At 57.8% G+C, this 4,062-nt stretch carries 4 protein-coding genes and 1 tRNA gene; 3 read left to right on the top strand and 2 right to left on the bottom strand.

Features of this window, described 5'->3' with window-relative positions; translation table 11 throughout:
• Window positions 1-41: 41 nt before the first annotated feature.
• A tRNA-Met gene (locus CU100_RS26500) sits at window positions 42-118 on the top strand.
• Between the two features lie 773 nt (window positions 119-891).
• Here CU100_RS26500 and CU100_RS26495 read toward each other — a convergent pair.
• Both CU100_RS26495 and CU100_RS26490 read right to left on the bottom strand, forming a co-directional pair.
• Window positions 892-1,398 carry a gluconokinase gene (locus tag CU100_RS26495; RefSeq protein ID WP_106719637.1) on the bottom strand — a complete coding sequence of 169 codons (507 nt, stop codon included), beginning with the start codon at window positions 1,396-1,398 and terminating at the stop codon, window positions 892-894.
• A complete protein-coding gene (locus CU100_RS26490) occupies window positions 1,395-2,162 on the bottom strand; it encodes an SDR family oxidoreductase (protein ID WP_106719636.1) in 768 nt (255 codons plus the stop codon). The genes CU100_RS26495 and CU100_RS26490 overlap by 4 nt, the downstream gene beginning before the upstream one ends.
• A gap of 188 nt (window positions 2,163-2,350) precedes the next feature.
• Here CU100_RS26490 and CU100_RS26485 point away from each other — a divergent pair, with 188 nt between their 5' ends.
• Together CU100_RS26485 and CU100_RS27115 are read left to right on the top strand one after the other, a co-directional pair.
• Window positions 2,351-3,784 (top strand): aldehyde dehydrogenase family protein, encoded by a 1,434-nt coding sequence (locus CU100_RS26485; RefSeq protein ID WP_106719635.1) that lies wholly within the window; start codon window positions 2,351-2,353, stop codon window positions 3,782-3,784.
• 98 nt (window positions 3,785-3,882) lie between these two features.
• The coding region (locus tag CU100_RS27115; RefSeq protein ID WP_210204111.1) for a hypothetical protein at window positions 3,883-4,062 on the top strand (180 nt) is incomplete at its 3' end.

Raw genomic sequence — 4,062 nt, 5'->3', positions numbered from 1 at the left:
CGCAACGTTCATAAACAAATCTCACAACAACAGAACTATGACGCGGGGTGGAGCAGCCCGGTAGCTCGTCAGGCTCATAACCTGAAGGTCACAGGTTCAAATCCTGTCCCCGCAACCAAATCAAACCCACCCTGAAACCATCCCCCAGACGTTTGTCCGGCATCTCGGCTTCGCCAAGCCGGACAAGGTAGCGCGTCGTTCGCAAGAGCGCACCATAACCTGAAGGGTGAGGGCCGTCCGGCCTTGCCGGTCATGCAGTCCAGTGGACTGCTGGAAGGCCCGAACGGGCAAAGCCTGTCCCCGCAACAGATCAACACAAAACCGTCCATTAAACCAAACCCCGCCACCAAGCGGGGCTTTTGCCGTCTGACGCCTTGCCGGCCATCGCTCCCGCAAGGCTCGGCCACTAAACGCCGGTCCGCACCCGCCCAAGGCCAGCTTCAGGGCCTCGCGCGCGACACTCGCATAGGCCGGACGAGTCTCTCGTCCAGGCAAATATGAGCACAGGCCTCAGCGGGACTTCGGCCAAGTCTTCCGTCAGGCTCATCACCTGAAACGTGAGAGGCATCAGGACCGGTAAACCGTCCTGCGGCGGTGCCCCGGTATAAAACGGAAATTATCCCGCAACAGCAAACGGCCAGCTCCTCCGGGCTTGTCGTCTGGCTGCATGCCGCTTGACGTCAACCGCACCAGAGGCCGGAACCAGACACCGGTCCCACTAGACTCCGGTCGCTACCTGCACGCCAGCTTCAGGACTTCAAAGCCGGCACTCGCATAACCGGACGAGCCTCTCGTCCAGGCAGATATGAGAACAAGCCCCGGCCGGTCTTCGCTTTTGTTTTGCAAATCGGCCACTCTTGAACGGGGAGTTTCCGGCCGGGCTTCTCCCGCCTAACTCTGCCAGTTCTGTGCTCTGGCCCATTCGATGCTTGCCGCAGCGATTTGCTCAACCGGATGTTCGATATCCTGGCGCAGCACCAGCGCCTCGCCTGTCGGCGGTTCGAGGGTTGCCAACTGGCTGTCCAGCATCGACAAGGGCATGAAATGGCCTGTTCGTTTGCTCATGTGATCACGCAGGACTTCACGTGTCCCATCGAGGAAGATAAAGCCCAGCCACCCGCCCGAGGCCTGTCTCAGCCGGTCGCGATATGATTTCTTGAGAGCGGAACAGGATACGACGACACCTTCTTCAGCACTTGCCAGCCTGGCGGCGATTTGGTCCAGCCAAGGCCAGCGGTCGTCATCGGTGAGTGGAATGCCCGACGCCATTTTTTCGACATTGGATTGCGGGTGCAAAGTATCACCCTCAACGAAAGGCAGCCGCAGCTCTGTTGCTACGGCGAGGCCGACAGAAGACTTTCCGGAGCCGCTCACTCCCATAACGACGAGCCGTATCATAGCGACGCGGTAATTCCGCCATCTATGTGAATGACCTGTCCATTGACGAACGACGAGGCATCGCTGGCGAGGAATACAGCTGCCCCGACCAGTTCCTCGACATTGCCCCATCGCCCTGCGGGCGTGCGTTTTTCAAGCCAGGAGGAGAAGTCGGGATTGTCGATCAACGCCTGGTTGAGCGGCGTCTTGAAATATCCTGGCGCGATCGCATTGACCTGGAGTCCGTACCTGGCCCAATCCGTACACATGCCGCGAGTGAGATTGCGCACTGCGCCCTTCGTTGCGGTGTAGGGAGCGATCGAAGGACGGGCGAGTTCACTTTGCACCGAAGCGATGTTGATGATCTTGCCGCGGCCGCGCTTGATCATGTGCGTGGCAACGCTTTGACCTGCGTAGAAGACACTTGAAATATTGGTCTGCAGCAATTGCTGCCACTTGTCGTCGGGAAAATCTTCAAGCGGGGCTCTGAACTGCATACCCGCATTGTTGACAAGAATGTCGATCGCGCCAATTTCGGTCTCGATCGTGCCGACGCCCTTCTTGACCGCGGACAGGTCAGTGACGTCGAAGGAGGAGCCATGGACGGAAAAACCCAAAGCCTTCAGTTCGGCCACCGCCGTATCGACCTTGCTTTTGTCGCGACCATTTATCACCACCGCAGCTCCATGGGCTGCCAATCCCTTGGCCAAGGCGAAGCCTATCCCCTGGCTCGACCCGGTGATGAGAGCCAGCCTGCCTTCAAGGCCAAACAGCGGGTAGGACATGATCTTCTTTCCTCGATGCAGATGCTGTGCCAGGACACGCGCGGACATGGAATCAAGGCGACCTTACATGGCAAATTCACCGGGCCAAAGCGTAATTCCAGCAATCAAAAGAACGAGAGAAGGCAATTTGGCGTTGAAACACTCTAGTCCTATGGTATTGGTTCAGCCTAACAGGATGAGAGAAAATCATGACATTGCACCAGAATCTGATCAACGGCGAATGGGCCGGCGGCGAGGCTGTTCCCAACATAAATCCGTCGAACACAAATGACGTCGTTGGCGAATATGCCCGTGCGACGGCGCAGGATACGCTAAGGGCGATCGCCGCGGCAAAAGCGGCTTTTCCGGCATGGTCACGTTCGGGTATTCTTGAGCGCCATACGATCCTGCGCAAGACCGCCGACGAGATCACCGCGCGGAAAGACGAACTCGGCCGGCTTTTGTCGCGCGAGGAGGGCAAGACGCTGGCCGAAGGGATCGGCGAGACGCTTCGTGCCGCACAGATCTTTGATTTTTTCGCCGGGGAAGTTTTGCGGCTTGCCGGTGAAATGCTCCCGAGCGCGCGGCCGAACATCGGGGTCGAAATCACGCGCGAGCCCGTCGGTGTCGTCGGCATCATCACGCCGTGGAATTTCCCCATAGCCATCCCGGCCTGGAAAATTGCTCCGGCGCTTGCCTACGGCAACACTGTCGTCTTCAAACCGGCCGAACTCGTGCCTGGATGCTCCTGGGCGATCGTCGATATCCTGCACCGAGCCGGATTGCCCAAGGGTGTGCTCAACCTCGTCATGGGCAAGGGCTCCGTCGTCGGCCAGACGATTCTAGACAGTGCCGATATCAATGCCATCACCTTCACCGGGTCGACCGGAACGGGCAAGCGGGTTGCCGCGGCGTCAGTAGAGCACATGCGCAAGTTTCAGCTGGAGATGGGCGGTAAAAATCCATTCGTTGTTCTTGATGACGCTGATTTGGGCGTAGCGGTCGAGGCTGCTGTCAATAGCGGTTTCTTCTCGACAGGGCAGAGGTGTACGGCCTCTTCACGCATTATCGTCACTGAAGGTATCCATGACAGGTTCGTCGCTGCCGTTACCGAACGTCTGAAGAGTATCGTCGTCGACGATGCCCTGAAGCCCGGTACGCATGTCGGCCCGGTTGTCGATGCGAGCCAGCTCAAACAGGACGAGGACTATATCGCTATTGGTCAGCAGGAGGGCGCGAAGCTCGTCTTTGGTGGTGAGCGATTGACGCGGGACAATCCCGGGTTTTATCTGCAGCCGGCGCTCTTCACGGAGGCGACGAACCAGATGCGTATTTCGCGCGAAGAGATTTTTGGCCCGGTCGCCAGTGTCATTCGCGTCAAGGATTATGAAGAAGCCCTGTATACGGCCAACGATACGCCGTTTGGACTTTCCTCCGGCATCGCTACGACAAGCCTGAAATATGCGACGCACTTCAAGCGGAATGCGGAGGCAGGGATGGTCATGGTCAACCTTCCGACAGCAGGCGTAGATTTCCACGTGCCATTTGGCGGACGCAAGGGATCGAGTTATGGCCCTCGGGAGCAGGGCAGGTATGCCGCTGAGTTCTACACTGTCGTGAAGACGGCCTATACGCTGGCATAAAACACAGATTTGCTTGTTTAGACGGGCGTCGCGTGATCGCGGCGCCCGTACTCATCGGTACGGCGGCTTGATCGAAAGGTTTATCCCCAGACTGGGTTATGATTTTCGAAAAAGTTCTGGTTTTTGTGAAATGGTGTGTTGACAGTTTTGTGGGGTGGGGTCTATATACCGACACAACGAGGGCGGGGCGCCGCTGGCGGTTGCCGAATGCGCCCTATGGTTTGGTTGCTGGTTTGCTTTGCTTTCTGGTTGATCGATCGGTTCTTGTGACAAGATTA

It is taken from the genome of Phyllobacterium endophyticum (assembly GCF_003010935.1).
GTDB classification, from domain to species: Bacteria; Pseudomonadota; Alphaproteobacteria; order Rhizobiales; family Rhizobiaceae; genus Phyllobacterium; species Phyllobacterium endophyticum.
This window is presented reverse-complemented; position numbering and strand designations above follow the sequence as displayed.

Excerpts from the sequence above, each read along its gene's own strand:
- CU100_RS26495 (WP_106719637.1), bottom strand. The coding sequence starts at position 1,398 with ATGATACGGCTCGTCGTTATGGGAGTGAGCGGCTCCGGAAAGTCTTCT.
- CU100_RS26490 (WP_106719636.1), bottom strand. The coding sequence starts at position 2,162 with ATGTCCTACCCGCTGTTTGGCCTTGAAGGCAGGCTGGCTCTCATCACC.
- CU100_RS26485 (WP_106719635.1), top strand. The coding sequence starts at position 2,351 with ATGACATTGCACCAGAATCTGATCAACGGCGAATGGGCCGGCGGCGAG.